Consider the following 25,797-nt stretch of genomic DNA (forward strand, 5'->3'; position numbering starts at 1 on the left):
GGTTCCGACGTTTGCAGGAAGCCCGGCAGCGATGCCGGGCTTTTTTGTTGCCGATTGGCCGGTTACGGGGCCAACGGCTTGCAGGCCGTACTACCTTGTCCGACGATACATCGCGTCAGGCGGTTGCTGACGCCGCCGGCCGTCCACTGAGCCATCACGTAGAGATAGTCACTGCTCCACAGGCCAGGCTGACCGGCCATGCCCGAGAGGCGCCCATCCGGCGTGAGCGTCGGCCGCCACGCTGTAGCGGGGCAGGATGCGCCACTTCTCGTCAGGCACACGAGGCTCCAGGTGACGGGGGCCGTGACATCGAGCGCGGGGGCGGTGCTGCGGACCGCAAGCTGGCCATCTTTGACCACGTATTGGCCGCTGGGAACGTCCACCCCGGACGCCGCCACGCTCGGCGTGGACAGGCCCACCGGTAAGTCGATGTCCACCTTGTCGCCCACCGGGTCTTCCACCGGCACCACCTTGAGCTGCATGACGCCACGCAGACCGGGTTTGTCCGGCGAGGTCGCGCGCAGCCAGAGCGACGGCACGGCGTAGCTTGCCCCGACGACGAGGTCCATCGTGTGATCGGGCGGGATGATGGGCGACACATCGGGCATGGTCAGCGTGCCGTCGGCGGCCATGGCAGCGCCCGGCGCCCACGGGGCGCAGTCGCTCACGCCGTAGTTGATGTCCATGCCGCACGAGAGCTCCCACTGCACCGACCGCAACGGATGGCCCGCATTGCCGAAGTAGGCCTGGAAGGCGTCGTCATGGAGGTTGTGGACCGGATAGGTCGGCAGGCTGTGCAGGCCGCTGTCATCGGTGTACGTGGTCAGGTCATCGCCGGTGCGGCCGCCTGCGCCATAGCGCCGTCCGGCGATGACGATCGACGGCGCTTCCAGCGTCACCCATGCCTGGCGCATGACCAGATGGTCGGCAGTGCTGCGCACGGTGATCAAGACCTGGCGGCCACCCGCATCCAGCGCGGCGTCGAGATTGGCGCCGCGCGGGGAGCGGTAGAGCCCGCTCGCCGAAATCGTGCCGACTGCCGGGTTGCCGCCGGGTACGCCATCGACCAGCCATTCCAGGGGCGTCGTGCCAAGGTTGCGGGTGGCGAGAGCGAACTGGATTGTCTTGCCGCCAGCCTTGTCGGCATCGAAGAACACCAGCGACGCGGTACCGGGCGTCAAGTCGATCTGGGGCAGCCCGGACAGGCGCACCACCACTTCGTTGGTCGCGCGCCATTGCAGCTTGTTCACGCTGGCGCCGCCGCCGAGATTGCCGATGCGGACCGAGAACCGGCCGTCGACCGCATCGTCCGGCACGGACACGGACGTGACCCCGCCGTCCAGCGTGATGACGGCCTGGCCGCTGGTGGCATAGCCACCGGGTGCCTCGGTGAACGTGGCAGTCAGGTACGCCGGGCCGGAAACCGGCGCGCCGGCTTCATCGAGCACCTTGATCCGCATGGCGCGGGTGGTCCGGAAGTAGTCGCAATTCCACCAGCTGAAATGATCCACGTCGGCTTGCATCGCCAGCCCGGTAGGGCTGTCGGCCGATGCGATCACCGTGCCCGCGATGCCGGTGGCCTGCTGCCACTGGCCAGTGTTGCTGTCCATGCTCCAGACCGGCACGGTATCGCCGGGCCTGAGCAGCTTGCCGTCCGGCGTGGTGGCGGCATAGAGCGGGACGGAGATCCGTGCGGTCTTGCCGGGCGCCAGTTGCAGCGGCTGGCCGTTCTGCGAGAACGAGAAATCGGCCATGCCCATGCTGACCATGATGCCGTCCACGCCCGCCTGGTTCAGGTAGGGCGTGCCCGGGAATCCATCCGGATTGCCGGCCGCGCTGTAGGGTGTGATGTCGATCTGCACGGTGCCGCTGACCGGCTGGCCGTCAGGGGTCAAGAACGACCCGGGGGCCACCGTGACGCTGGCGCCATCGCCGCCGGCAAAGGTGCCGCCGGACTGGAAGCCCGGCGCGGAGATGGCCGTGCCGACGGGCAGCAGCGTGGCCGCGATGCGTGCGTCGCGCGTGGCGGTCACCGGCACCACCTGCTCGACGTAGCCGGTCTTCGACAGCCGCACCACGGCATTGCCGGCGGGCACCGCGAGCGCGGCAAAGTCGCCGCTGGCCGAAGTGGCGCCCTGCGCGACCACGGCCTTGCCATCGGCATCGAACACCTTGACGGTGACATCGGCGGCATGGCCGTGGGGATTGTCCCCGCCGGCGGCCTGGTAGACCTGGCCCGACAGGGCGATGGTCTGGCGCGGCACGGGCGGCGGATCGACCTTGCCGGTGCCTCCGCCTCCGCCGCCATTGTCATCGCCGCCGCACGCCGCCATCAGCGTGGCGACGCAAAGCGATCCGAGCCAGGCGCGCATCCTGCGTGGCTTCAACGTTCCATTCATGGTTCTCGTCCTCAGGTGAGAAATGCCGGGGGCGAGCCATTGCAGCAGCCATCCCTGGGACGACGGTTGATGTCAGTCAACGTTGGCCACGCAGCTAGTCCGGCCCCTTCCGGCAGCCAAACGGGCCTGCCGGAGGGGCAAGTCGCAGCGAGGCGCTAGCGATAAAACGAGAATGGCGAGCCCGGGGGCTCGCCATGCTGGTTTTGCAGGGGAAGCTGGCCAAAGCCAGCCATGCTCACCCGAGTAGCGCTTCGGCGAATTCGTCCGCCTTGAATGGCTGAAGATCTTCCACTTTCTCGCCCACGCCGATGAAGTACACCGGCACCGGGCGCTGCCGGGCGATGGCGGCGAGGATGCCGCCCTTGGCCGTGCCGTCCAGCTTGGTCACGATCAGGCCGGTCAGGCCCAGCGCGTCGTCGAAGGCGCGGGTCTGGGACAGGGCGTTCTGCCCGGTGTTGGCGTCGATCACCAGCAGCACCTCGTGCGGGGCCGTCGGCATTGACTTGCCGATCACGCGCTTCACCTTCTTCAGTTCTTCCATCAGATGCAACTGCGTGGGCAGGCGCCCAGCGGTGTCCGCCATCACGATGTCGATCTTGCGCGCGCGCGCCGCGTTCACGGCATCGAAGATCACCGCCGCCGGGTCGCCGCCTTCCTGGGCAACCACGGTGACGTTGTTGCGCTCGCCCCAGATGGTCAGTTGCTCGCGTGCGGCGGCGCGGAAGGTGTCGCCGGCCGCCAGCAGCACCGACTGGTGGTAGGCCTGGAAGTGCTTGCAGAGCTTGCCGATGCTGGTGGTCTTGCCGGCGCCGTTCACGCCCGCGATCATCATCACCAGCGGCTGCTCGCGGCCCAGTTCCATGGTCTTCTCGAGCGGGCGCAGCAGGTCAGTCAGCAGCTCGCGCAGGGCGGTCTTCACGGCTTCGGCGGTCTCGAGGCGCTCGTTCTTCACGCGGCGGCGGAGTTCGCCGAGCAGGAACTCGGTGGCTTCGACACCAGCGTCGGCCATCAGCAGCGCGGTTTCGAGTTCCTCGAACAGGGCCTCGTCCACCTTGACGCCGACGAACAGCGTGCCGAGGTTCCGGCTCGTCTTCGACAACCCGGCACGCAGGCGCGTCATCCAGCCGCGCTTGGCCTCGGCGGTCTGGGCTGGCGGCGGCGTCAGTTCGAGTTCCTCGACAACCGGCGGGTCATAGGCGACCGGCGCCGGCGGCGGAGGCGGCACTTGGGCGGGAACCGGGACCGGCACGGGTACGGGCACCGGAGCAGGCGCCGGTGCGGGAGCCGGAGCCGGCGTGGGGGCTGGAACCGGGACGGGAACAGGGACTGGCACCGGAACCGGCACCGGCACGGGGACCGGAACCGGGGCAGGCGCAGGGGTTGGAGCAGGGGTTGGAGCAGGAACAGGCAAGGGCGCCGGCGCCGGGCTGGGCGACGGCTGGGGTTGGGGGACAGCGGTGGGCGAGGCCACCGGTGCCGGCGTGATGGCCGGCGCCGGCTCGGCAGCCGGCGGCTCGGCGGGCGCAGGGGCCGGCTCGGCCTTGCGCTTCTTCCAGAAACTAAACATTGGGAAAGGGGTCAATACCCCGGTAGAATCAATCGCCAAAATTCTAGCAGACGGGGTCGCATGAACCATTGCGCTGTCTTGTCCGGAGCGGGCGCCGCCCGAATCCGATCACTGTCCACCGCCCGCCTCTCGCGGCGCGTCCTTCCCACACTGGTTGCTGCTTTCGCCTTCTCCGGCCTGTCAGGATTGCCCGGATTTGGCGGATTCGCCGGATTTAGTGGCGCGGCAATGGCCCAGACCACCGCGCCCACGCCGCAGGGCCCGCCTTCCGGAGCGCGGACCGCTTCCGCGGTGGGCCAGCCCCAGGCGGGCACCACCGAATTCCAGCTTTCCAACGGCATGCGCGTGATCGTCAAGGAAGACCATCGCGCGCCCACCGTGGCGCACCAGATCTGGTACCGCACGGGCGGCATCGACGAGGTGAGCGGCACCACGGGCGTGGCCCACATGCTCGAACACATGATGTTCAAGGGCACGCCGAAGGTGCCGGTGGGCGAGTTCTCGCGCCAGATCGCCATGCTTGGCGGCCGCGAGAACGCCATGACCAACCGCGACTTCACGCTCTACTACCAGCAGATCGCCAAGCAGTACCTGCCGAAGATGATGGAGCTGGAGGCCGACCGCATGGCCAACCTCATCATCAAGAAGGACGAGTTCGATCGCGAGATGAAGGTCGTGATGGAAGAGCGCCGCCTGCGCACCGACGACTCCCCGCGCGGCACCGTCTACGAGCAGCTGCTGGCCACGGTCTACACCGCCGCCGCCTACCGGCATCCGGTGATCGGCTGGATGGACGACCTCGTCAACATGCGCGTGGAGGACGTGCAGGCCTGGTACAAGGCCTGGTACGTGCCGAACAACGCGCTGCTGGTGGTGACCGGCGACGTCAAGCCGGACGAGGTGCGCGCGCTGGCCGAACGCTACTACGGCAAGCTCAAGCCGCGCCCGCTGCCGCTGCGCAAGACCCAGCTCGAAGCCGCCCAGAAGGGCATCAAGCGCATCTGGGTCAAGGCGCCGGCCGAGAATCCGTACATGGTCATGGCCTACAAGGTGCCGCGCCTGCACGACGTGGAGAAGGACGTCGATCCGTACGCGCTGGAGGTGCTGTCCGCCGTGCTGAACGGCTACGACAACGCCCGCCTGACCCGCGAACTGGTGCGCGAGCAGCGTCTGGCCGATGACGTGAACGTGGGCTACGACAGCATCAACCGCGGCGAATCGCTGTTCGTGCTCGACGGCACCCCGGCCAACGGCCACACCACCGACGAGATCGAAAAGGCCCTGCGCGAGGAGATCCAGCGCATTGCGAAGAACGGCGTGTCCGAGGAAGAGCTGAAGCGCGTCAAGGCGCAGGTGGTGGCGGGCCAGATCTACAAGCGCGATTCGGTATTCGGGCAGGGCATGGAGATCGGCACGGCCGAGATCTCGGGCATCTCCTGGCGCCAGATCGACCGCATGCTCGACAAGATCAAGGAAGTCACGCCGGCCCAGGTGCAAGCCGTGGCGGCAAAGTATTTCAATGATGACAACCTGACCGTGGCCACGCTGGTGCCGCAACCAATCGACCCCAACAAGCCCAAGACCGCCGCCCCCGAAGGGCTGCGTCACTGAGGAGCCACGATGTCCTTGTCCGTCATGACGATTGCCTCGCCACGGATGGTGCGCCGGCTTGCGGCGGTGGCCTGCGGGGCGGTTGCCCTCCTGGCCGGCTCCGTGGCCCAGGCCGCACTGCCCATCGAGAACTGGACGGCCTCTACCGGCGCGAAGGTGTTCTTCGTGCCGAGCCCGTCGATCCCGATGCTCGATGTCAATATCGATTTCGACGCCGGCGGCCGCTACGACCCGCCCGGCAAGGCCGGACTGGCCACGCTGACCGCCGCGCTGCTCGACAAGGGCGCGGCCGCCCAGGACGGCCAGCCCGCGCGCAATGAAGCCCAGGTGGCCGATGCCTTTGCCGACACCGGCGCCGATTTTGGCGGCGCGGCCGGCGGCGACCGTGGCGGCATCGGGCTGCGCACGCTGACGGCCTCGCCGGAGCGTGAGCAGTCACTGCGGCTGGCCGGGCAGCTGATCAAGGCGCCGACCTATCCGGCAGCCGTGGTCGAGCGCGAGAAGCAGCGCCTGATCACCGCCATCCGCGAGGGCGACTCTCGCCCCGGCGTGATTGCCGACAAGACGCTGTCGAAGGCCGTGTATCCGAACCATCCGTACGGGGTGTCGGCCACGCCGGAATCGGTGGCGGCCATCTCGCGCGATGACCTGCTCAAGTTCTGGCGCGACAACTACACCGCCAAGCGCGCCGTGGTGACGCTGATCGGCGCCATCGACCGCAAGCAGGCCGAGCAGATCGCCGAGGACCTGACGCGCGGCCTGCCCGAAGGCGTGGCAGCGCCCAAGGTGCCGGACGTGCAGATGACGATTCCCGGCAGCGAGACGCGCATCCCCCATCCGGCGCAACAGGCCAGCGTGGCGATGGGCCAGCCGGCCATTGCGCGCGGCGATCCCGATTACTTCGCCCTGCTGGTTGGCAACTACGTGCTCGGCGGCGGCGGGTTCAGCTCGCGGCTGACCGACCAGGTGCGCGAGAAGCGCGGGCTGACCTACGGCGTGGACAGCTACTTCGCGCCGGCCAAGCAGCCCGGGCCGTTCGGCATCACGCTCCAGACCAAGAAGGAAAACACCGACGAGGCGCTGCGGCTGGTGCGCGAGATCCTGAAGCAGTACGTGCAGACCGGCCCGACCGACGCCGAACTGCGCGCCGCCAAGGACAACCTCGTCAATGGCTTCCCGCTGCGCATCGACAGCAACCGCAAGCTGCTGACCAATGTGGCGAACATCGGCTGGTATGGCCTGCCGCTCGACTACCTCGACACCTGGACGGCGCAGATCGGCAAGGTCACGCGCGAGCAGGTGCGGGCGGCGTTCCAGAAGCATGTGCATCCGGATGCCATGGCCACGGTCATCGTCGGCGGCCCGGCGCAGCCCTGAGTTGGCGCTAACTTGGCGCCAGGTTGGCGCTGCCTCGATCGTTGAGACGATTCTGATTGTGAAGCCGCGCAGCCGCCAGAGGGTGTGGCGGGGCGCGGCAGGCTCTACAATCACGGCATGAATTCGCGCACCAAACCATCGCCCGCACCGCGCGGGCGATCTGCATCTCCCTCCCCCCGCCAGGCGCCGGCGCAGGTCCGGATCATTGGCGGGCGCTGGAAGCGCTCGCTGCTGCCGGTCCTCGAGGCCGAAGGGCTGCGGCCCACGCCTGACCGCGTGCGGGAAACCCTGTTCAACTGGCTGGGCCAGGACATGTCGGGGATGACCTGCCTCGACCTGTTTGCCGGCTCCGGCGCACTTGGCTTCGAGGCGGCATCCCGTGGCGCGGCCGCCGTCACGCTGGTGGAGGCCAATCCGCGCGTGGCGCGCCAGTTGCGTGACAATCAGTACCGGTTCGACGCTGCACAGGTCAAGGTGATCCAGGGCGATGCCTTCGCCGTGGCCGCGCAGATGCCGGGCGCCAGCTTCGACGTGATCTTCCTGGACCCGCCGTTCGCCGAGGACTGGCTCGGGCCGGCGCTCGAGCATGCGGCACGGCTGTCGCGGCCGGGTGGGGCGGTCTATGTGGAGACCGACCACGCGCTGATCGGGCCCGATGCGCCAGTGCCGGCTTCGCTCGAGATCGTGCGGCAGGCCCGTGCGGGCGCGGTGTACTTCCACCTGCTCCAGCACAAGGTGCCGGGGCAGGGCGAGCCAGGGTAGTCGTACGACGAGTTGCCGCGCCGGGCAAGCGTTTGCGGGCGTGCTGCAATGCCGCAGAAAGCTCGTGGATGGCCTTCCAAATGCCGCATTTGGCGTTACACTACGCCGCTGTTGTTTGTTCAACGCTCGTCGCGCAGCCAGAATCCATCGATCGGCCACAAGGCCGGCAGCGGGCACCCCAAAGGAGGAAATATGGTCGTCGCGGTCTATCCCGGTACATTCGATCCCATGACCCGGGGACACGAGGATCTCGTCCGTCGCGCGTCGAATATCTTCGACGAGCTGGTGGTCGGCGTGGCGCATAGCCCCAACAAGCGCCCGTTCTTCTCGCTGGAGGAGCGCATCGGTATTGCGCGGGAGGTGCTCGGGCACTATCCCAACGTGCGCGTGGAAGGCTTCTCGGGCCTGCTCAAGGACTTCGTGCGCAAGAACAATGCGCGCGTGATCGTGCGCGGCCTGCGCGCGGTGTCAGACTTCGAGTACGAGTTCCAGATGGCCGGCATGAACCGCTACCTGCTGCCGGACGTGGAAACCATGTTCCTGACCCCCTCGGACCAGTACCAGTTCATCTCGGGCACCTTCGTGCGCGAGATTGCCGTGCTGGGCGGCGATGTCAGCAAGTTCGTCTTCCCCTCGGTGGAGCGCTGGCTGCAGGAGAAGATCGGCAAAGCGGAATAGAATGGAGCCTTCGAACCCGCCGACGCGGCCAGTCGGGCGCGGGCGGGTCGCAGGAAGGAAATATCATGGCGCTATTGATCACTGACGACTGCATCAACTGCGACGTTTGTGAGCCCGAGTGCCCGAACGAAGCGATTTCGATGGGGCCCGAGATCTACGAGATCGACCCCAACAAGTGCACCGAATGCGTCGGCCACTTCGACGAACCGCAATGCCAGCAGGTATGCCCGGTGGCTTGTATTCCGAAGGACCCGAACCGCGTGGAGTCCCACGAGGTGCTGATGCAACGCTATCGGCTGCTGACCGCCGCGCGGCATGCAGCTTGAGCATTATTCGGCACTCAGGCCACTTCGTTCCGGGTTGTCCGGCAAATAAGAAACCCCGCACTGCGGGGTTTCTTATTGTCTGCGGCCGGCGAGGCCGTTACATCGCCCCTTATTTGCCGGTGTGCAGTTCCATCATCGCGCGCTCGTTCTCGCCACGCGCCAGCAGGCCCAGCGGGCCGATGCTACGGTCGATGGCGGTGTCGATGGCTTCCTGCTCTTCCTTGCGTGGCGGCTTGAGCACATAGTTGACCACATCCTCGCGGCCCGCCCCGGCACCGCCCGGCGCATTGCGGGGATGGCCCACGCCAAGCCGCAGGCGCCAGTACTCCTGGGTGGTCAGGTGTGCGGCAATGTCCTTGAGACCGTTGTGGCCGCCCGCGCCGCCGCCGCGCTTGAGCTTGACCGCGCCCGCGGGCAGGTCCATCTCGTCGTGCGCGACCAGGATCTCGTCCGGCAGGATCTTGTAGAAGCGCGCCAGCGACACCACGGCGAGCCCGGAGCGGTTCATGAACGTGGACGGCTTGAGCAGCCAGATGTCCTGGTCCCAGAGCCGGGCGCGTCCGGCCAGGCCGTGGAAGCGGCCCTCTACGCGTAGCGTTGTGCCGCCCATGCGGGCGAGCTGGTCGACGAGCCAGAAGCCGGCGTTGTGCCGCGTGGCCTCGTATTCCGCCCCGGGATTGCCGAGGCCGACGATGAGCTTGATCATGCGATGAATCGGGAAGGTCGGGAGGGTCTGGCGCGAGACAGCATACGTCAAAACGCTGGCGAAAATCCCGCGCGAAAAAAAACCGCCGGCGAACCGGCGGTTTCTTCGATGCGGGAGAAGGCTTAGGCAGCCGGCGTTTCGCCAGCGGCTTCGCCACCTTCAGCAGCTTCGGACACACCGCCGGCCGGCAGCGAGATGCTGGCGATGGCGGGGTTGTCGTCACCGTGGGTGATGGCGGTCACGCCCTTCGGCAGCTTCACGTCCGACAGGTGCAGGGTCTGGCCCAGTTCAGCCTGGCCCAGATCCACTTCGATGAACTCGGGCAGGTCGGCCGGCAGGCACGACACTTCCAGGTCGTTCAGGATGTGGTTCACGATGCCGTGGCCCAGCTTCACGCCAGGAGCGGATTCCTGGTTCATGAAGTGCAGGGGCACCTTCACGTGGATCTTGTCGGTGGCCGACACACGCTGGAAATCAACGTGCAGCACCAGCGGCTTGAACGGGTGCATCTGGAACGCGCGCAGCAGCGCCTTCTCGGACGAACCGCCCACTTCCAGGTCCAGGATCGACGAGTGGAACGCTTCCTTCTTCAGGGCGTGCCACAGCGCGTTGTGATCCAGTTCGATCATCTTGGGCTCGGCGGCGCCGCCATAGATGATGCCGGGGGTCTTGCCGGAATTGCGCAGGCGGCGGCTCGCACCCGTTCCCTGTACGCTACGCTCGAAAGCGATGACTTTCATGGTGTACTCCAAATAGTAAGAAGGCTGTCCGCGACCAGACAGCCTCGACTGAAGCGGCACGACGAAAATGTTATGCCGCTTGAAGCACATTGGCCGCCAAACCTGGCAGCCAATGCGGTAAAGCCCAAAATTCTAGCAGGTATCGCTATGCAGCGGCTACCCAGCGCGCATCAGTGGTCGGCAAACAGCGACATGATCGAGTCGCCCTTCACGATCCGGGTGAAGGTCTCGGCCAGCAGCGGGGCGGTGGAGACCTGGCGGATCTTGCCGGACTGGCGTGCCTCGTCGGACAGCGGGATGGTGTCGCACACCACCACTTCGTCCAGCTCGGACGCCGCGATGCGGGCTGCGGCGCCGCCCGACAGCACCGGATGGGTACAGTAGGCGAAGACCTTCAGCGCGCCGCGCTCCTTGAGCACCTGGGCAGCCTTGCACAGCGTGCCGCCGGTGTCGATCATGTCGTCCATGATCACGCAGTTGCGGCCCGCCACTTCACCGATGATGTTCATCACCTCGGCCACATTGGCCTTGGGACGACGCTTGTCGATGATCGCGAGGTCGCAGTTCAGTTGCTTGGCCAGCGCACGGGCGCGGACCACGCCGCCAACATCGGGCGAGACGACGAGCAGGTCGCCGTAGTTCTTCTCGCGCAGGTCGCCAAGCAGCACGGGCGACGCGTAGATGTTGTCGACGGGAATATCGAAGAAGCCCTGGATCTGGTCGGCGTGCAGGTCCATCGTCAGGACGCGCTCCACACCGGCCACTTCGAGCATGTTGGCCACGATCTTGGCCGAGATGGCCACGCGCGCCGAGCGCGGGCGGCGATCCTGGCGGGCATAGCCGAAGTACGGCATGGCGGCGGTGATGCTGCGGGCCGAAGCACGCTTGAGGGCATCGACCATCACCATCAGTTCCATCAGGTTGTCGTTGGTCGGCGCGCAGGTGGACTGCAGCACGATGACGTGCTTGCCGCGAACGTTTTCCTGGATTTCGACCTGGACTTCGCCGTCGGAGAAACGGCCTACCAGCGCCTTGCCCAGCGGAATGCCGAGGTGCTGTACGACAGCCTCCGCGAGTTTGGGGTTGGCGTTGCCGGTAAATACCATCAAGCCTTCGCTGCTCATTCGGGGCACCTGTCTTGCTGCTGGGGGAGATTTTTGGGCCGCCGGCCAGTGCCGGCAGCCGATTCTGCGAGTGTTCGTCAGAACACTATAGGAAGTAATGGCAGGGGAGGAAGGATTCGAACCCTCGCATGCCGGAATCAAAATCCGGTGCCTTGACCAGCTTGGCGACTCCCCTACACAACCTTTATCGACCGTCGCGGCGCCAAACTGAAGCACCTCGCCAGACGAAAACTTGCTATGCGAACGTTGCGAGCGGGTGATGCGACAAACTACTCACACACCGGCCATCCCATTCCGATGGCACCTGTTCCACAACCTGCTGCGCAGTTTGCTGATCGTCGAAACGGGCAAACACGCAGGCTCCGGAACCGGTCATCCTTGCATGCGGACAGTATTGTCTCAGCCATTCAAGGGCTCGGGCAACTTCGCCGAATTTCGCTGTTGCTATCGCTTGCAGGTCGTTGCGACCGAAAGCGAATTTGTTTGTGCAAGCAGCGAAGTCCGTAATTATGGAGATAGGCGTATCCCTTGTCAAGCGTTCGTCCGAAAATATTGCAGCGGTGGGCACATGCTGGCGCGGGTGGATGACGACGAACCAGCTGGACGGCAAATCCACTGCGGTCAACTCCTCGCCCACCCCTTCCGCGAAGGCGTTCTGGCCGAAGACGAACACCGGCACATCGGCACCCAGCGAGAGGCCGATCCGCATTAGTTCGGCACGCGGCAGCCGCACGCCCCAGAGGTGGTTCAGCGCCAGCAGCGTGGTGGCGGCGTCGGACGATCCGCCGCCGATGCCACCGCCCATCGGCAGTTGCTTGTCGATGGCGATGTCCGCGCCGAACTGCGTGCCGCTGGCCTGCTGCAAGGCACGCGCCGCGCGCACCACAAGGTCGGTGTCGGCGGGCACGCCGGGGATGTCGGTGGTGCGGGCAATCACGCCGTCGTCGCGGCGGTGAAAGTGCAGGGTGTCCGACCAGTCGACCAGTTGGAATACGGTCTGGAGCGTGTGGTAGCCGTCCGGGCGGCGCCCGGTCACGTGCAGGAACAGGTTGAGCTTGGCCGGCGCCGGGCAGTCGCGCAGGTCCGGGGGCGGCAGCAAGGTCTCGGCGGTCATTGGCGCGCCTCCGGGTCGATCACGAGCCGCACGGTCAGCGGCGACGGGCCGCCATCGCGCGCCATGTCGATGCGGCGCGGCCGGGCGGTGGCCACGGTGGCGTCTTGCGGCGGTTCCTGCCAGTCCACATAGCGGACGGTCCAGCCGGCTTGCGTGAGGGTGTCCAGGCGCCCGCGCACGTCGCGCGTGGCGTTGGCCGGCGCGCCCGGTGCGGGGCGGCCGTGCAGCCAGTCGCGCATGCCCGAGACGGGCAGCGAGAAGCCCAGCGCCTGTTCCATCAGCGCGTCCACCTCCGGGGCGTTGCGCGGCGCTTCATTGGGCAGGTCGAGCGTGGCGCCCGAGGGTGTGGAAGTCACCACGGCCAGCGTCTGGCCCAGCGGCGAGACCAGGTCCAGCCGCACGTTGCGCCCCTGTTCCTCCCAGCGGAAGCTGCCCTGCACGCCTTCGTTGCGGCCATAGCGGGTGTAGTTGGCGGCGAAGCGGCCCGAGTAGTGCTCGCTGCGGGCGGTCTCGCTGGCGTCGAAGCCGCGCGAGGGCGCCACGCTGGCGCAGCCGGCCACCCAGAGCGGGGCGGCAAGGCAGAACAGGGCCAGGCGACGGGATCGGAGCATGGTCATGAGTCGTCGGTCGGAAAAATCGGGATGTATGACGATGAGTGGCGATGTGGGGCGATGTGTGGCAATGGCCGCCGGGGCGGCAGCCTGCGCACGACAGCGCCCGGCGCCTTCCATCGCACGGTATTGCATCGGATGGAAGGCCGCCCGGGCCGGTTGGCAGCTTACTTGGACAGCAGCACGTTCTGGTTGTAACGGCGCAGCGTGTCGATCAGGGTCTGGTTCTCGGGCTCCGCCTTGGCGGCCTCGGTCCAGGTGCGGCGCGCCTCGTCATGCTGGCCCAGTTGCCAGAGCACCTCGCCCAGATGCGCGCCGATTTCGGCCTCGGGCGCCTTCGAGTAGGCGTTGCGCAGCAACTCGGCGGCCGGTTGCAGCTCACCCTGGCGATACTTCACCCAGCCCAGGCTGTCCATGATGTAGGGATCGTCCGGGCCCAGTTCGGACGCGCGTTCCAGCAGCTTGCGGGCCTCCGCCAGCCGCTCGTTGCGGTCGGCCAGCGAGTAGCCGAGCGCGTTGTAGCCCTGCTTCTGCTCAGGCTGCATGGCAATGACCTTGCGCAGCCCGCGTTCCATGCTGTCGTAGCGCTTCTCGCGCTCGTCGAGCATCGCCAGTTCGTAGACCCAGTCGGCATTGTCCGGCTCCACGCGCACCCGTTCCTCCAGTGACTTGCGCGCGCGGTCGTAGGCCTTGGCGTCGATCAGCGTGGCGACTTCGGCCTGGCGGATCGCGGTCATGCGCTGGCCGCGCTGGCCAGGGTCGGCGATGTCCTCGGCATCGGCCAGCATGTCGCTGAACACGGCCTGGGCGTCGTCGAGCTTGCCCATGCGCGCCAGCAGCTGCGCGCGCTTGGCCTGGGCGGCCGGCGCCAGCCGGCTGTCCTCGATGCGGTCGAGCCACTGGATGGCCTGCGCATAGTCCTTCTTTTCCTCGGCGATCTGCGCCAGGTACTGGAAGGCGACGTCCGGATTGGCGGCCGGGGATTTCTCGGCCATGCGCAGGTATTCCTGCAGGTAGCGCTCGGCGTCGTCGTAGCTGCGCGCCTGGAGGCTGGTCAGGCCCAGCGCCAGCGGCACGCGCGGGTCGTTCGGGGCGACCTTGCGCAGCGCCTCGAACTCGGCGCGCGCGGCTTCCATGTCGTTCTTCTGCAGGTACAGCCGGGCCAGCGTGATATGGCCGTTGACCGAGGCCGGCGCCTTGGCCAGGAAGCGCTTGAGCAGGGCGATGGACTTGTCCGGCGCGCTTTCGGCCTGGAGTTCGGCGGCCATCAGCGCGGCGGCTTCGAGGTCGGGCTTGATGCGCAGCGCCTCGTCCAGCTCGGCCAGCGCGCCGGTGTTGTCGCCGGCTGCTTCCTTGGCGCGGGCGAGGGCCAGGTGCGTCTCGGCGAATTTGGTGTCGTTGGCGGTCACTCGCTGGAGCACGGCCACGGCGCCGGCCGGGTCGCTGGTGCGCGAGATCTGCTGCTGCATCTGCAGGATGGCTTCCGGGCGCTGGCCCGGGGGCGAGCTGGCCAGCTGCTGCACCAGCAGCGGCTCGGCCTCGTCCCAGCGGCCGTTCAGCACCAGCAGGGTGGAGAGCACCTGCCGCGCGGCGGGCGAGCTGGGCGCCAGTTCGGTCCAGAGCCGGGCGGCGTCCAGCGCCTGCTGCGAAATCCGCGCGTTGAACGCGATTTCCGTGGCGCGCTGGGCCAGGCGCGGGTCGCGCGTCTGGCGCGCGAGGTCCATGTAGGTGCGGTAGGCGGTGCCGACCAGGCCACGCTGGAGCGAGATCTCGGCCGCCAGCACCCGGTAGAGGATGTCTGGCGTCAGCGACACATTCGGCAGCGGCGTGCGCGGCGCGCGGGGCTTGGTCAGGGAGGCCGGCGGCGGCACCTCGATAGCTTCTTCATTGCCCTGCGCCAGCCGGGGCGGCGCGGCTTGCGCCACGGTGGCAAATGCGCCAAATGCAAGGCAGGCAGAGACGGCCAGCGCACGCGCATGGCGGCGCAAGCCGCTGGCGGGGCCTGCTGGCGCGGCGGGAAATGCAGTCATCGGAAAGAGGTCCGGGCGCATGGCCTGAAGGGACGAACGGAAGTCCGGCATGAAATCGATGCTCCGGGCGCGCGGGGGCGTAGGAATGGATGAGAGGCATTGTAGCCTGCCGCTACAATGCCCTGCTTGCCGCGAGGGGCCATTGCGTTTGGGAACCCGCACAGCGCGCTGCGCGCGCCACCGGTTCTTGCGAGATTGGAGCGCCGAACCGGGCAAGAGGTTCTGATGCGAAGGCCAAAGGAAGACGCGAAGGAGGTTTTGGGGCGATGCCGGAATTGCCGGAAGTGGAAGTCACGCGGCGCGGACTGCTGCCGCACGTGGTGGGGCGGCGTATTGTCGACGTGACGGTGCGTCACCGCGGCCTGCGCTGGCCGGTGGAGCCGGAACTGGAGGCGCGGCTGGCCGGGCGCGTGATCGGGCGCATCGAGCGGCGTGGCAAGTACTTGCTGCTCGAATGCCTGCCGGCGGCCGGCACCGGATGTGGCGCAGAGGGCATGGAAGGACTGGAGGACGACAGCGCCATCGGCTGGCTGCTGATTCACCTCGGCATGACCGGCACGCTGCGGGTCTATCCCGATGCACCACCCCCGGGCACGCACGATCACCTCGACCTGGTCCTGGCTGCGCCCGACAACCCCCCCGGCGCCTCCCCGGTGGTCCTGCGCTTCCGCGATCCCCGCCGTTTCGGGGCGATCATCTGGAGCCCCCTGCCCGAGGCCACCCTCGGAGAACATCCGCTGCTGCGCAAACTTGGCCTCGAGCCGTTCGATCCGCGCTTCGACGGCGCCTGGCTCCATCGCCATACGCGGGGCCGGTCCGTGGCGATCAAGACCGCGCTGCTGGCCGGCGAGATCGTGGTGGGCGTGGGCAATATCTATTGTTCGGAGAGCCTGTTCAGGGCCGGCATCCGGCCGACCACGGCGGCGGGCCGGCTCAGTGCCGCCCGCTGCGACAAGCTGGCCGTGGCCGTGCGCGAGACACTGGCCGAGGCCATCGCCCGGGGCGGCAGCACGCTGCGCGACTTCGTCGGCAGCGACGGCAGCAGCGGCTACTTCCAGCTGGACTGCTTCGTCTACGACCGGGCCGGCGAGCCATGTCGCGTTTGCGGCACCCCGATCCGCCAGATCGTGCAGGGCCAGCGCTCTACCTTCTACTGCCCGCATTGCCAGCACTGACGGGCGTTTCGGCGGCGTGGCGAGCGTGACGATCCAATGTCCATACATTGTCGTCCGGCAATGCCGATGGCTCCGCGCAACACTCTGTGACGGCGGCGCGCGCAAGGGGCGCGAATTCCACAAAATCCGACACAAACCATGTATCGTGTGCGCAGACATAAAAAGTTACAAAAAGCGCCGAATCTCCCACCAATGTGGCATTGATCCGGCGCGCGTCTCGTGGCGGGGTCCGAGGGTCAACGGGTAGCCTTGCGCGAGGCGGGTCGTACGAGTTCGAACCAATAAATCCGAGCCGAAACAGCGAACGCGCACAACTCCATGACGAGCCTCGCCCATCAATTCGAACAATATGGCGCCTGGAGAACCGGGGTCCTCAAGTCTCTCGCCGAATTCCAGTCGTGGCTGCAACAGTACGACCTTTATGACGCCACCGCGGATGACCGCGTCCAGCGCATTCAGAACGTTCTCAAGAGCGACCGCCTCAAGGTGGCGTTCATCGCCGAGTTCTCGCGCGGCAAGAGCGAGCTGATCAACGCCATTTTCTTTGCCGACTACGGCCGGCGCATCCTGCCGTCGTCGGCGGGCCGGACCACGATGTGTCCGACCGAACTGCGCTACGACGAGAACGAGCAGCCGTGCATCCGCCTGCTGCCGATCGAGACGCGCCTGCACGACGCCTCCACGGCCGATTTCATGGAGCCCGGCGCGTCCAACTCGCACTGGACCACGGTGCCGCTGGACCCGTCGTCGCCCGAGGGCATGCTGGCCGCGTTCCAGCACGTGGTGGAAACCACGCGCGTGACGCCGGCCGTGGCCGAGTCGCTCGGCCTCTATAACGAGAACGACCCGGACGCCGCGTGGTCGGTCGATGCCGATGGCATGGTCGAGATCTCGCGCTGGCGCCATGCGGTGATCAACTTCCCGCACCCGCTGCTGCGCCAGGGCCTGGTCATCCTCGACACGCCGGGCCTGAACGCGATCGGTACCGAGCCGGAGCTGACGCTGCGGCTGATCCCCGATGCGCACGTGGTGGTCTTCGTGCTGGCCGCCGACGCCGGCGTGACCAAGAGCGACCTCGAACTGTGGCGCAGCCACGTGGGCGCCGGCCATCGCCGGGGCTGCCTGGCCGTGCTGAACAAGATCGACGGGCTCTGGGACCCGCTCAAGTCGTCCCCGGAGATCGCCAGCGAGATTTCGCGGCAGGTCCGCTCGACGGCCCAGATCCTCGGCATCGAGGAGCGCCGCGTCTACCCGGTCTCGGCGCAGAAGGGCCTGGTCGCCAAGGTCACCCACGACCAGCCGATGCTGGTGCGCAGCAACCTGCCGCAGTTCGAGCACGTGCTGTCCGACCAGCTGATTCCGCAGCGGCGCGAAATCGTGTCCGATCAGGTGCAGCGCCTGGTGCAGGACATGTCGCGCGGTGCCCAGCAGTTGCTGCAAAGCCGCCGCCGGGACATCGTCGAGCAATTGTTCGAGCTGCGCGGCCTGCGCGGCAAGAACCACGCGATGGTCAAGCACATGCTGCTGCGCGTGCAGGGCGAGAAAGAGGAATTCGAGCAGAGCATCTCGAAGTTCCAGGCGTTGCGCCTGGTCTTCGGCCGCCACAGCGCGGACATCATCAAGAGCCTGCAGTTGCGCGACGTGCGCCGCACCATGCGTGACGCCCGGGAGCAGATGAAGGAGCGCTTCTTCTCGCGCGGCCTGCGCGAGGACATGGAGGCGCTGTTCGGCCAGCTGACCGGCCTGATCCACGATGCCGACCAGAAGATCGCCGGCCTGCATCAGCTGGTGGACAGCATGTATCGCCGTTTCAACGCCGAGCACGGCTTCACGCTGCCGGCGCCGATGCAGTTCGTCACGGCGCGCTACGCGGTGGAGCTGCAGGAAACGCTGCAACTGGTGAACAACCACTTCGGCACGGTGAACATGCTCACCCGCTCGCGGCCGCAGCTGGTGCAAAACGCATTCGCAACGATGGCGAGCCGGGTTCTGGAGAATTTCCGAGACCTGAACCGCGACATCGAGATCTGGCTGAAGTCCGTGATGACGCCGCTCGAGGCGCAGGTGCGCGAGCATCAGAAGCAACTGCGCCGCCGGGTGGATTCGATCGAACGCATCCACGAGGCCACCGACACGCTGGAGAGCCGCATCGCCGAACTCGAACAGGTGCTCAACGGCCTGGACGAGCGCAGCAACAAGATCGAGGCGTTTGCCAAGGTTCTCGTCGAACCGCCAGTCGAGCAGGGCGTGCGCGCGGCCTGACCGGGCACCGCATCGCGGTATCATGTGGCGCCGCCTTCGAGCGGCGCTTTTCTTTTCCCCATCGCCGCAATGCCCCGCAAGTCAGCCGCCGCCCCCACACTTCCAGCCAGCCCCGACATTGCCGTGCCCGACGACTTCGGCGCCCGCGTGGTGACGTGGCAGCGCACGCATGGCCGGCACGACCTGCCGTGGCAGAACACGCGCGACCCGTACCGGATCTGGCTGTCCGAGATCATGCTCCAGCAGACCCAGGTGGCGGCGGTGATCGAGTACTTCCAGCGCTTTGTGACCGCGCTGCCCACCGTGGCCACGCTGGCCGCCGCGCCGGCTGACGCCGTCATGGCGCTCTGGGCCGGCCTGGGCTACTACTCGCGGGCGCGCAACCTGCACCGCTGTGCGAAGGCGGTCATGGGCGAGCACGGCGGCGTGTTCCCGACCGATCCGGCCGTGCTGGTCACGCTGCCCGGCATCGGCCGCTCGACGGCGGCGGCCATCGCCGCGTTCAGCGCCGGCGTGCGCTCGCCCATCCTCGACGGCAACGTGAAACGCGTGTTCGCGCGCGTGTTCGGCATCCCCGGCTATCCGGGCGAGCGGGCCATCGAAACGCGGATGTGGGCGCTGGCCGAGCGCGCCTTGCCGCCCGCCGGCCCGCATCAGGCCGAAGACATGGTGGCCTACACGCAAGGCTTGATGGACCTGGGCGCGACGATCTGCTCGCGTGGCAAGCCGGCCTGCCTGGCCGATGCGGCGGCCTGCCCGCTGTCCGACCAATGCGTGGCCCGCCGTGAGGGCCTGACCGGCACGCTGCCGACGCCGAAGCCGCGCGCCGCGATTCCCGAGCGCAGCACGGTCATGCTGATCATCCGCCACGGCCGCGACGTTCTCGTCAATCTACGACCCGACAGTGGCATTTGGGGCGGCCTGTGGAGCCTGCCCGAAATGCCCGTCGACACGGTGCCCTTCGATGCGGACGCCGCCGAGGACGCCGCGCGCGAAGTCGCCCGGCAATTCGGCGTGCCGACGTCCGCGACGCTGGCCGGCGAGCTGACGCATGTGTTCACACACTTCCGCCTGTTGATCCGCGCGGTGCGGGTGGACCTTGGCGCGCTGGCGCTGCACAGCGGCGCGGACGACGGCGTCAGCCGACGCTGGTTGTCGCTCGACGACCTCGACGCGCTAGGCACGCCCGCACCGGTGCGGCGGCTGCTCGAAGATCAGGCGCGCGGCGGCTTGTTCTAGGAAAACTCAGGAAATGGCGAGGGGCGTCAGACGATGTGATGCTGGCGCATGTAGCGGTGGACGATCTCGATGCGCATGCCGGCATCGGGCAGCGCCATCAGCATCTGCTTGGCTTTGAGTGGCACCGGCAGCAACTCGCAGAGCCGGTTGGCGACCCAGCTCGGGTCGTCCCAGAGATACGGCTCGTTGAAGGGCAGGCGCGATTTGTCGGCCTGCTCGGCATGGATGGCGCTGACGATGCGCCGCAGCGCCGACAGGCATTCGCCGAGCAATTCGAGCTTGCAGTCGATCTCGTCGGGCGGCAGCAACGCCACCCGGGCCACGATCAGGCCGTCATCACGCGTGCTGTGGGAAAGGATCTGGAAGCGTTGCCGGCCGCGCGCCTCGATCAGCAGCACGCCCAGTTGTTCCATATTGCAGTCGACGATATCGGCCAGGCAGCCCACGTCTTCGGGCACGGTGGGCTGGTCCGGCTGCGCCACCTCGTTGCCACTCGCGATCAGGCAGACGCCGAACGGCGTGCGGTCGCGCATGCAGTTGCGCACCATGTCCACATAGCGCGCCTCGAACACGCGCAGCGGCAGGCGGCCATCGGGAAACAGTACCGTGTGGAGCGGAAACAGCGGCAGCGCGTCCAGATCAGGCGCGGGATGCGTCGAATGACCAGTGTCTGGTGGATGTGACGACATGCGATGCCGACTCCGGTTCCACTGCCAGGGAGGGACGTTGCGCGTCAGCCTGCCGGGGCAAGCTCGCGGTGTCTGACCAGCACATTACCATGTGCCCGGAAGTAGTTGGCAAGTCTTTCGGCGATAAACACCGAGCGGTGCTGACCGCCCGTGCAGCCAATCGCCACGGTCAGGTAGCTGCGGTTATCGGCAATGAAACTCGGCAGCCACTTCTCCACGTAGGCGCGGATGTCCTCGGCCATCGCCAGCACCATCGGCTGGCTTTGCAGGAAGTCGATTACCGGCACGTCGCGGCCCGTGAGCGGGCGCAGCGCGAGGTCGTAGTAGGGGTTGGGCAGCGAGCGGACGTCGAAGACCATGTCCGCGTCACTCGGCACGCCATGCTTGAAGCCGAACGATTCAAACAGCAGGGTGAGTTGCTGGCTGTCGCCCCGGATCAATTCCTTGATCCAGCTGCGCAGCGTGTTGGTACGGACGTTGCTGGTGTCGATGCGGTGCGCCGATTCGGCCAGCGGGCTCAGCAATTCGCGCTCCATCTCGATGGCTTCGATCAGCGAGGTGTCGTGCGGTGCCGCATCGGCATTGGCGCTGCCGGGCAGGGCGGGTGCCTCGGCCACGCGCCCGGAGAGCGGGTGACGGCGGCGTGTCTCGGAGTATCGCTGCACCAGCGCGTCGGTGTTGGCGGTCAGGAACAGCACCTGCACCTGGTGGCCGGCGGCGGCGAGCTGGCGCACGGTGTCCGGCAGCCGCGCCAGCGACTCGCGACTGCGAATGTCGGTGGCCACGCCGAGGTGGGTGTAGCCCTGCTCGGCCAGGTAGCTGGTCAGCTCGGGCAGGAATTGTGCCGGGAGGTTGTCGACGCAGTAGTAGCCTGCATCTTCCAGGACATTGAGGGCGACAGACTTGCCGGAGCCGGAGATTCCGGTGATGAGGAGGATCCGCATAGCCCTGCAAGGATAGCACCGGGTGATGGCTGCGTCATGACACCCGGCGCACAAAAAGTGACGATCAGGCCGCAGGCTTGGACAGGCAGTCGCTCATGAACTTCTTGTAGTCGTCGCCCTTCTTGCCCTTGCCCTGCTTGCTGCAGGCGGACATCTTGTCCTGCTGGGTCTTGGGTTCCGCGGCGGCGGCCGGCTTGTTGGAGAGGCAGTCGCTCATGAACGCCTTGCGTTCGTCGCCCTTCTTGCCGGTGGCCTGCGCGTTGCAGGCCTTCATCTTGTCCTGTTGGGCGTTGGCGGCCTTGTCGCCGGCCGCGGCGGGGGCCGAGGCACTCTGGGCAAACGCGCCCGTGGCAAGCAGCGGGGTCACCAGCACACACATCGCGATCAGCTTCTTCATGCTTCTCTCCTTGGCTGTGGAAACACTACGAATGGGTCCGATCCTTTGGCTCGATGCCCATTACAGCACAAACGATGGAGTGCCGGGGCGCGTTGACGCGCCCCCGCGTCAGAGCAGGCGGCCCTGGCCGCGCGAGACCACGTCCGCCTGCATGGCGGCGCGCTGGCGGTCCATGAAATCGCGCAGGGTGTCGATGCCGCGCAGGCGCAGTATCGTGTTGCGCACGGCCGCCTCCACCAGCACGGCAAGGTTGCGGCCGGCCGCAACCTGGATTTTCACCATGTGGATCGGCAGGCCCAGGACATCGAGATATTGCGAGTCCAGCGGCAGGCGCTCGAACTCGCCGTCGTTGCGGCGCACCAGCTGCACCACCAGCTTGAGCTTCATCTTCCGCCGCACGGCCGTCTCGCCGAAGATCGTCTTGATGTCGAGCAGGCCCAGGCCGCGCACTTCCAGCAGGTTCTGCAGCAGCGGTGGGCAGCGGCCCTCGATGAAGTCGGGCCCAAGTCGCACGAAATCGACGGCATCGTCGGCCACCAGGCCATGGCCGCGCGAAATCAGTTCCAGGCCCAGTTCGCTCTTGCCCAGGCCGGATTCGCCCATGATCAGCACGCCCATGCCGAGGATGTCGAGGAACACGCCGTGCATCGTCACGCGCGGGGCGGAGATGCGTGACAGGTAGAGCCGCAGGTGGTCGATCACGGCCGCCGACGACACCGGCGTGGTGAACAGCGGCGTGGACGAGCGCGTGCAGCGCAGCTCCAGGTCCGGCGGCGGCTCCATGCCATCGGCCACGACGAGGAACGGCGGCTCGAGCAGGATCAGCTCGCCCATCTGGCGCTTGCGCGGCTCATCGTCGAGCCGCTGGTAATACAGGATTTCCGGCTTGCCGAGCACCTGGATCCGGTTCGGGTGGATCAGGTTCAAGTGGCCGACGAGGTCCGCCGCCGAGGTGGCTTCACGGGCGAATTCCACGTCGAAGGCCCGGTCGGCGCCTTCCAGGCCGGCGACCCACGAGAGCTTGATGTCGGCTGCGTTGTCGTCGAAGATCGACTGCGAGGTGACGCCGGTGAGTTCCATGCGCGTATGACTTTCGGGGGCAGACAGGCCGTTTCAGGCGGCCGTTGGGGCGGGAGTCAGGGATGCCACTGCGTCAGCAGATCATGCACCGCTTCCGACGTGGGTAGCGTGGCGAGGCCCTCGCGCATCTCGCGGTCCGAGAGCAGCTGGGCGATTTCCGACAGGATTTCCAGATGTTGTTGCGTGGCCTGTTCCGGCACGAGCAGGAAGATCAACAGCGACACCGGCTTGCCGTCCGGCGATTCGAACGGGATGGGCTCGGCCAGGCGCATGAAGCCGGCCAGCGGCTGCTTGAGGCCCTTGATGCGGCCGTGCGGAATGGCCACGCCGGCGCCCAGGCCCGTGGAACCCAGCGATTCGCGCGCGAACAGGTTATCGGTCACGGTAGCGCGGGCCACGCCATGGTTGTTCTCGAACAGGAGCCCGGCTTGCTCGAAGACCCGCTTCTTGCTGGTGACGGTGACGTCGAGATGGATGTTGCCGGGTGGCAGCAATTTGGCCAAACGATTCATGGGCGATGCGCGAGAAGTCAGGTTAGCGGGCCGGGGCGCGAAGGCCGTCCCGCCGGATACGGGGCGAAGCTAGGGTACCGAGAACTTGTCTGGGACGCCCGCATTGGAGCGTCCGGCCATTATAGAGCAGGGCTCCACCGCGATTTTGCGATGCAGCGCCGGGGTCGCGGCGGTGCCACGACGTGCCGGCCGGCTTGCCCACCCGGGGTGTCCCGGGGCCGTCCTGTCGTTATTTGTATGGCGGAGCATACACCGTGGCGGGCGGCTTGCGAACACTTGTTCCCATTTTGACCGCTCCCGGGGGCCCCGGGTCGCCCTCGGGCGTGGCAATAAGGTAACGAAACATTCCAGGTGCCCGCACCGTCACCGCCATGGCGCGCGAGCATCAAAAAAGCCGCGCTGATTGCGCGGCTTGAGCTCTTCTTTTCAGTCCTCTGCAGGGTTGGCAACCGCTCTGCTTCCGGTTGCCTGCAGGTCTACTGCTGCGTCAGTTGCTGGGCGGCCATCTGGTACTTCACCGCCTCGCGATCATGGCCCTGTACGCGGTCCTTGTAGCGGATGACCTGGCGGTCGAGCTTGTCGACCAGACAGTCGATCGCCGCATACAGATCTTCATGATGCGCTTCGACGAAGATGTCCTTCCCCTTCAGATGCAGATTGATTTCCGCGTACTGGCGCCGGTCCTTCTCCTTGTGGTTGTCCACCGATAGCAGCACGCTCACGCCGATGACCTGATCGAAATGCCTGACAATTCGCTCCAGTTTCGTTTCCACATACTCACGCAGCGGGGGCGTGATGTCGAGGTGGTGTCCACTGATCTTGAAGTTCATAGCGCTTCTCCTTCTGAAAGAGCCGCACCAGGCAGGCGGTTGCGGCTCGGCTACAAAGTCTTGCGGAGATTCACTGCGGGGATCTTGAGCGCTTCGCGGTATTTGGCCACCGTGCGGCGTGCGACCACGAAGCCTTGCTCACCCAGCAGTTCGGCGATCCGGCTGTCGGAAAGGGGATTCCTGGGGTCTTCGGCTCCTATCAGTTGCTTGATCAGCGCGCGGATTGCCGTGGAAGAGGCCGCGCCGCCAGTCTCCGTGGAGACGTGGCTCCCAAAGAAGTACTTCAACTCGAAAGTACCCATGGGCGTGGCCATGTATTTATTCGTGGTGACCCGGGAAATGGTCGACTCATGTAAACCGAGTGTATCGGCTATTTCCCGCAAAACCAAGGGGCGCATCGCGATTTCGCCATGCGTGAAAAAGTTCTTTTGACGTTCGACAATGGCCTGAGAAACACGCAGGATCGTGTCGAATCGTTGCTGGATGTTCTTGATAAGCCACCGCGCCTCCTGAAGCTTCTGCTGCAGGCCCGCCGTCCCCGATTCGCCCTTCGCGCCGCGCAGAATCTGCGCATACATGTCGTTGATGCGCAGCCGTGGCATGACGTCCGGATTGAGCGCCGCGATCCACCCGCTGCCGCTCTTGCGCACGAACACGTCGGGCACCACGAAGTCGGCCTCGGGACGGTTGAACGCATGCCCCGGATACGGCGCCAGCGAGCGAATCAGTTCGTGAGCCGCCTTCAGTGCTATTTCGTCCACCTGGAGCGCTTTCTTTAGCCGTGTGTAGTCGCGCACGGCCAACAATTCCAGGTGATGGTTGACGATGGTCAGCGCCAGGTCGCGGTGCGGGTGCTTCAGGCGCCGCAATTGCAGGCTGAGGCACTCGGCGGCATTGCGCGCGCCCACGCCGGGCGGGTCGAAGCTCTGCAGCAGGGTCAGGATCGCGTGGACTTCGTCGATCTCGAATTCGAGTTCCTCGGGCAGTTCGGTGCAGATTTCCTCGAGCGAGGCGCTCAGGTAGCCGTCATCGTCGAGCGACTCGACCAGAAAGATGGCGAGGCCCTTGTCGCGCACCGAGATCTTCAGCGGGGCCAGCTGCTCCATCAGGTGCTCGCGCAGCGTGGGTTCGGCGTCGCGCAGCTGCATCGGCGTCTTTTCGTCCTCGTCGCCCTGCGGGCGGCGGGCAAAGTCGTCGAGGCTCCAGTCGCTGCCGTAGTCCTCGCTGCCGTTGTCGTTGTAGTTGTCGTCCTCGCCGCTGGATGCCCCGTCGCTGCGCGCGTCGCCGTTGGGCTGCGGCTCGGAGGAGGCCGGCGCCGGGGCGCTCTGGAGGTTGACCGAGCCATCGGCGGACACCCGCAGCGGGCTTTCGATCCAGTCGTTTTCGCGTTCGAGCAGGGGGTTTTCGGTGAGCGCCTGTTCCACTTCCTGCTGGAGTTCAAGCGTCGAGAGCTGCAACAATCGAATCGACTGTTGCAGCTGTGGGGTCAATGCCAGATGTTGCGAGAGACGAAGCTGAAGCGACGGTTTCATGCGACCTATTCTATGCGCATCCTTCCGACTATGGAACGGAAATTGCTATCGCCTATCGCTCTGGCTTCCTGATCGACCCCGGCTGTCGCCGT

At 66.6% G+C, this 25,797-nt stretch carries 23 protein-coding genes and 1 tRNA gene; 8 read left to right on the plus strand and 16 right to left on the minus strand.

What is annotated here, in order from left to right:
* Positions 1 to 62: 62 nt before the first annotated feature.
* Together SB751_RS16250 and ftsY are read right to left on the minus strand one after the other, a co-directional pair.
* Entirely contained in the window at positions 63 to 2,399 is a 2,337-nt protein-coding gene (locus tag SB751_RS16250) for a carboxypeptidase-like regulatory domain-containing protein (RefSeq protein ID WP_410748224.1), read from the minus strand.
* Positions 2,400 to 2,634: 235 nt separating this feature from the next.
* Positions 2,635 to 3,966: a signal recognition particle-docking protein FtsY gene (ftsY, locus tag SB751_RS16255; protein ID WP_377731807.1), complete on the minus strand. Its 1,332-nt coding sequence runs from the start codon at positions 3,964 to 3,966 to the stop codon at positions 2,635 to 2,637.
* Between the two features lie 60 nt (positions 3,967 to 4,026).
* Between ftsY and SB751_RS16260 the strand changes: the two genes are divergently transcribed.
* The 5 genes from SB751_RS16260 to SB751_RS16280 all read left to right on the plus strand — a co-directional run bounded on the left by SB751_RS16260 (position 4,027) and on the right by SB751_RS16280 (position 8,720).
* Positions 4,027 to 5,577: a M16 family metallopeptidase gene (locus tag SB751_RS16260; protein WP_144198923.1), complete on the plus strand. Its 1,551-nt coding sequence runs from the start codon at positions 4,027 to 4,029 to the stop codon at positions 5,575 to 5,577.
* 9 nt (positions 5,578 to 5,586) lie between these two features.
* Positions 5,587 to 6,954: a M16 family metallopeptidase gene (locus SB751_RS16265; protein WP_144198921.1), complete on the plus strand. Its 1,368-nt coding sequence runs from the start codon at positions 5,587 to 5,589 to the stop codon at positions 6,952 to 6,954.
* A 117-nt stretch (positions 6,955 to 7,071) separates the two neighbouring features.
* Complete coding sequence (rsmD, locus tag SB751_RS16270; RefSeq protein ID WP_186296875.1) at positions 7,072 to 7,716, plus strand: 16S rRNA (guanine(966)-N(2))-methyltransferase RsmD; 645 nt, start codon at positions 7,072 to 7,074, stop codon at positions 7,714 to 7,716.
* Between the two features lie 192 nt (positions 7,717 to 7,908).
* On the plus strand, positions 7,909 to 8,394 hold the full coding sequence (gene coaD / locus SB751_RS16275) for a pantetheine-phosphate adenylyltransferase (protein WP_011515175.1): 486 nt from the start codon (positions 7,909 to 7,911) through the stop codon (positions 8,392 to 8,394).
* Between the two features lie 65 nt (positions 8,395 to 8,459).
* Positions 8,460 to 8,720 (plus strand): YfhL family 4Fe-4S dicluster ferredoxin, encoded by a 261-nt coding sequence (locus SB751_RS16280; protein ID WP_144198919.1) that lies wholly within the window; start codon positions 8,460 to 8,462, stop codon positions 8,718 to 8,720.
* Positions 8,721 to 8,829: 109 nt separating this feature from the next.
* Here SB751_RS16280 and pth read toward each other — a convergent pair whose 3' ends face one another.
* The 7 genes from pth to SB751_RS16315 form a co-directional block, all read right to left on the minus strand.
* Positions 8,830 to 9,426 (minus strand): aminoacyl-tRNA hydrolase, encoded by a 597-nt coding sequence (gene pth, locus SB751_RS16285; protein WP_144198917.1) that lies wholly within the window; start codon positions 9,424 to 9,426, stop codon positions 8,830 to 8,832.
* A 122-nt stretch (positions 9,427 to 9,548) separates the two neighbouring features.
* Positions 9,549 to 10,166 (minus strand): 50S ribosomal protein L25/general stress protein Ctc, encoded by a 618-nt coding sequence (locus SB751_RS16290; RefSeq protein ID WP_144198915.1) that lies wholly within the window; start codon positions 10,164 to 10,166, stop codon positions 9,549 to 9,551.
* A 170-nt stretch (positions 10,167 to 10,336) separates the two neighbouring features.
* Entirely contained in the window at positions 10,337 to 11,290 is a 954-nt protein-coding gene (locus tag SB751_RS16295; protein ID WP_092291674.1) for a ribose-phosphate pyrophosphokinase, read from the minus strand.
* A 98-nt stretch (positions 11,291 to 11,388) separates the two neighbouring features.
* Positions 11,389 to 11,465 (minus strand) — tRNA-Gln (locus SB751_RS16300).
* A gap of 60 nt (positions 11,466 to 11,525) precedes the next feature.
* Positions 11,526 to 12,404 (minus strand): 4-(cytidine 5'-diphospho)-2-C-methyl-D-erythritol kinase, encoded by an 879-nt coding sequence (gene ispE / locus SB751_RS16305; protein WP_144198913.1) that lies wholly within the window; start codon positions 12,402 to 12,404, stop codon positions 11,526 to 11,528.
* Entirely contained in the window at positions 12,401 to 13,015 is a 615-nt protein-coding gene (locus SB751_RS16310) for an outer membrane lipoprotein LolB (protein ID WP_144198911.1), read from the minus strand. The genes ispE and SB751_RS16310 overlap by 4 nt, the downstream gene beginning before the upstream one ends.
* Before the next feature lie 167 nt (positions 13,016 to 13,182).
* Positions 13,183 to 15,096 (minus strand): tetratricopeptide repeat protein, encoded by a 1,914-nt coding sequence (locus tag SB751_RS16315; protein ID WP_410748225.1) that lies wholly within the window; start codon positions 15,094 to 15,096, stop codon positions 13,183 to 13,185.
* A 215-nt stretch (positions 15,097 to 15,311) separates the two neighbouring features.
* On the opposite strand from SB751_RS16315, the gene mutM reads away from it, so the two are divergent.
* From mutM to mutY, 3 genes are all read left to right on the plus strand, one after another.
* Positions 15,312 to 16,220, plus strand: coding sequence for a bifunctional DNA-formamidopyrimidine glycosylase/DNA-(apurinic or apyrimidinic site) lyase (gene mutM / locus SB751_RS16320; protein ID WP_144198907.1), 909 nt, complete (start codon positions 15,312 to 15,314; stop codon positions 16,218 to 16,220).
* Positions 16,221 to 16,538: 318 nt separating this feature from the next.
* Positions 16,539 to 18,482: a dynamin family protein gene (locus SB751_RS16325; protein ID WP_144198905.1), complete on the plus strand. Its 1,944-nt coding sequence runs from the start codon at positions 16,539 to 16,541 to the stop codon at positions 18,480 to 18,482.
* Between the two features lie 69 nt (positions 18,483 to 18,551).
* On the plus strand, positions 18,552 to 19,721 hold the full coding sequence (mutY, locus tag SB751_RS16330) for an A/G-specific adenine glycosylase (protein WP_410748226.1): 1,170 nt from the start codon (positions 18,552 to 18,554) through the stop codon (positions 19,719 to 19,721).
* Between the two features lie 26 nt (positions 19,722 to 19,747).
* Here the strand turns inward: mutY and SB751_RS16335 are convergent, their stop codons facing one another.
* The 7 genes from SB751_RS16335 to SB751_RS16365 form a co-directional block, all read right to left on the minus strand.
* A complete protein-coding gene (locus SB751_RS16335) occupies positions 19,748 to 20,410 on the minus strand; it encodes an LON peptidase substrate-binding domain-containing protein (RefSeq protein WP_144198901.1) in 663 nt (220 codons plus the stop codon).
* Positions 20,411 to 20,454: 44 nt separating this feature from the next.
* Positions 20,455 to 21,354 carry an RNase adapter RapZ gene (rapZ, locus tag SB751_RS16340; protein ID WP_144198898.1) on the minus strand — a complete coding sequence of 300 codons (900 nt, stop codon included), beginning with the start codon at positions 21,352 to 21,354 and terminating at the stop codon, positions 20,455 to 20,457.
* Positions 21,355 to 21,418: 64 nt separating this feature from the next.
* Complete coding sequence (locus SB751_RS16345; protein WP_144198896.1) at positions 21,419 to 21,751, minus strand: PsiF family protein; 333 nt, start codon at positions 21,749 to 21,751, stop codon at positions 21,419 to 21,421.
* A gap of 108 nt (positions 21,752 to 21,859) precedes the next feature.
* Positions 21,860 to 22,831, minus strand: coding sequence for an HPr(Ser) kinase/phosphatase (gene hprK, locus SB751_RS16350; protein ID WP_008650955.1), 972 nt, complete (start codon positions 22,829 to 22,831; stop codon positions 21,860 to 21,862).
* A gap of 56 nt (positions 22,832 to 22,887) precedes the next feature.
* Positions 22,888 to 23,343 carry a PTS sugar transporter subunit IIA gene (locus SB751_RS16355; RefSeq protein WP_092291690.1) on the minus strand — a complete coding sequence of 152 codons (456 nt, stop codon included), beginning with the start codon at positions 23,341 to 23,343 and terminating at the stop codon, positions 22,888 to 22,890.
* Positions 23,344 to 23,819: 476 nt separating this feature from the next.
* Positions 23,820 to 24,173, minus strand: a complete 354-nt coding sequence (gene hpf, locus SB751_RS16360) for a ribosome hibernation-promoting factor, HPF/YfiA family (protein ID WP_092291692.1) — start codon at positions 24,171 to 24,173, stop codon at positions 23,820 to 23,822.
* Positions 24,174 to 24,223: 50 nt separating this feature from the next.
* Complete coding sequence (locus SB751_RS16365; protein ID WP_144198894.1) at positions 24,224 to 25,705, minus strand: RNA polymerase factor sigma-54; 1,482 nt, start codon at positions 25,703 to 25,705, stop codon at positions 24,224 to 24,226.
* Positions 25,706 to 25,797 lie beyond the last annotated feature (92 nt).

Source organism: Cupriavidus sp. SIMBA_020, from assembly GCF_046535395.1.
Taxonomy (GTDB): Bacteria; Pseudomonadota; Gammaproteobacteria; order Burkholderiales; family Burkholderiaceae; genus Cupriavidus; species Cupriavidus campinensis.

What these genes read in the sequence shown, in the direction of transcription:
- SB751_RS16345 (WP_144198896.1), bottom strand. Translation starts at nt 21,751, where the DNA reads ATGAAGAAGCTGATCGCGATGTGTGTGCTGGTGACCCCGCTGCTTGCC.
- rapZ (WP_144198898.1), bottom strand. Translation starts at nt 21,354, where the DNA reads ATGCGGATCCTCCTCATCACCGGAATCTCCGGCTCCGGCAAGTCTGTC.
- SB751_RS16290 (WP_144198915.1), bottom strand. Translation starts at nt 10,166, where the DNA reads ATGAAAGTCATCGCTTTCGAGCGTAGCGTACAGGGAACGGGTGCGAGC.
- SB751_RS16260 (WP_144198923.1), top strand. Translation starts at nt 4,027, where the DNA reads ATGAACCATTGCGCTGTCTTGTCCGGAGCGGGCGCCGCCCGAATCCGA.
- SB751_RS16295 (WP_092291674.1), bottom strand. Translation starts at nt 11,290, where the DNA reads ATGAGCAGCGAAGGCTTGATGGTATTTACCGGCAACGCCAACCCCAAA.
- rsmD (WP_186296875.1), top strand. Translation starts at nt 7,072, where the DNA reads ATGAATTCGCGCACCAAACCATCGCCCGCACCGCGCGGGCGATCTGCA.
- mutY (WP_410748226.1), top strand. Translation starts at nt 18,552, where the DNA reads ATGCCCCGCAAGTCAGCCGCCGCCCCCACACTTCCAGCCAGCCCCGAC.
- mutM (WP_144198907.1), top strand. Translation starts at nt 15,312, where the DNA reads ATGCCGGAATTGCCGGAAGTGGAAGTCACGCGGCGCGGACTGCTGCCG.
- pth (WP_144198917.1), bottom strand. Translation starts at nt 9,426, where the DNA reads ATGATCAAGCTCATCGTCGGCCTCGGCAATCCCGGGGCGGAATACGAG.
- SB751_RS16265 (WP_144198921.1), top strand. Translation starts at nt 5,587, where the DNA reads ATGTCCTTGTCCGTCATGACGATTGCCTCGCCACGGATGGTGCGCCGG.
- ftsY (WP_377731807.1), bottom strand. Translation starts at nt 3,966, where the DNA reads ATGTTTAGTTTCTGGAAGAAGCGCAAGGCCGAGCCGGCCCCTGCGCCC.
- hpf (WP_092291692.1), bottom strand. Translation starts at nt 24,173, where the DNA reads ATGAACTTCAAGATCAGTGGACACCACCTCGACATCACGCCCCCGCTG.
- SB751_RS16355 (WP_092291690.1), bottom strand. Translation starts at nt 23,343, where the DNA reads ATGAATCGTTTGGCCAAATTGCTGCCACCCGGCAACATCCATCTCGAC.
- SB751_RS16310 (WP_144198911.1), bottom strand. Translation starts at nt 13,015, where the DNA reads ATGCTCCGATCCCGTCGCCTGGCCCTGTTCTGCCTTGCCGCCCCGCTC.
- coaD (WP_011515175.1), top strand. Translation starts at nt 7,909, where the DNA reads ATGGTCGTCGCGGTCTATCCCGGTACATTCGATCCCATGACCCGGGGA.
- SB751_RS16315 (WP_410748225.1), bottom strand. Translation starts at nt 15,096, where the DNA reads ATGCCGGACTTCCGTTCGTCCCTTCAGGCCATGCGCCCGGACCTCTTT.
- ispE (WP_144198913.1), bottom strand. Translation starts at nt 12,404, where the DNA reads ATGACCGCCGAGACCTTGCTGCCGCCCCCGGACCTGCGCGACTGCCCG.
- SB751_RS16365 (WP_144198894.1), bottom strand. Translation starts at nt 25,705, where the DNA reads ATGAAACCGTCGCTTCAGCTTCGTCTCTCGCAACATCTGGCATTGACC.
- SB751_RS16325 (WP_144198905.1), top strand. Translation starts at nt 16,539, where the DNA reads ATGACGAGCCTCGCCCATCAATTCGAACAATATGGCGCCTGGAGAACC.
- SB751_RS16335 (WP_144198901.1), bottom strand. Translation starts at nt 20,410, where the DNA reads ATGTCGTCACATCCACCAGACACTGGTCATTCGACGCATCCCGCGCCT.
- hprK (WP_008650955.1), bottom strand. Translation starts at nt 22,831, where the DNA reads ATGGAACTCACCGGCGTCACCTCGCAGTCGATCTTCGACGACAACGCA.
- SB751_RS16280 (WP_144198919.1), top strand. Translation starts at nt 8,460, where the DNA reads ATGGCGCTATTGATCACTGACGACTGCATCAACTGCGACGTTTGTGAG.
- SB751_RS16250 (WP_410748224.1), bottom strand. Translation starts at nt 2,399, where the DNA reads ATGAATGGAACGTTGAAGCCACGCAGGATGCGCGCCTGGCTCGGATCG.